The 616-nt window shown below is 46.4% G+C and carries 1 protein-coding gene; it reads left to right on the top strand.

Annotation, left to right across the window (positions count from 1 at the left end):
• A partial coding sequence (locus ACRCJ0_RS18350; RefSeq protein ID WP_431391580.1) for an acyl-CoA dehydrogenase family protein occupies window positions 1–616 on the top strand: 616 nt, incomplete at both ends.

The raw sequence follows: 616 nt of genomic DNA, 5'->3' as shown, positions 1-616 counted from the left end.
ATACCAACAAGACCTAACGGATAAGATGGCGGATGTTGGTATTGTTGGGATCGCTGTCCCTGAGGCTTATGGTGGCGCTGGCTACGACTTTGTAACCCAGACTATGGTGATTGCTGAACTGGCAAAAGTTAACCCCGGTGTTGCCTTTACCCTTGAAGCCCACTGGAAAGCAATCGACCAGCTTGTCATTTATGGTAGTGAAGAAATCAAGGCCCGTTGGTTACCTAGGGCTAATCGGGAGTTATTTACCTTTGGACAGACTGAGCCAGCTAGTGGGTCTGATGCCTCTACCCAACAAACAACAGCTGTTCAGACTCCAGATGGTTGGTTATTGAACGGGAATAAGGCTTTCTTAACCAACGGTGTCAAAGCCGCATCTATGTACCTTATTTTAGCCATTACCAGTCCTGAAAAAGATACCGAACATAGTCGGACTGTCTTTATCTTAGATAATCAAAATCCTGGTTTTGAAAACGGTCGTGTTGAAGACTTTGTGGGGATGCGCGGATGTCCAGTCGGTGATATTTACTTGTCAGATGCCCTTGTACCGGATATTGACCGCTTAGGTGCTATTGATCAAGGGATGGAAATTGGACACAATGCCCACCATACAGCC

This window comes from Aerococcus sp. L_32 (genome assembly GCF_050689315.1).
Note: the sequence above shows the minus strand (reverse complement) of the source record. Positions and strands in the feature narration are given on the sequence as shown.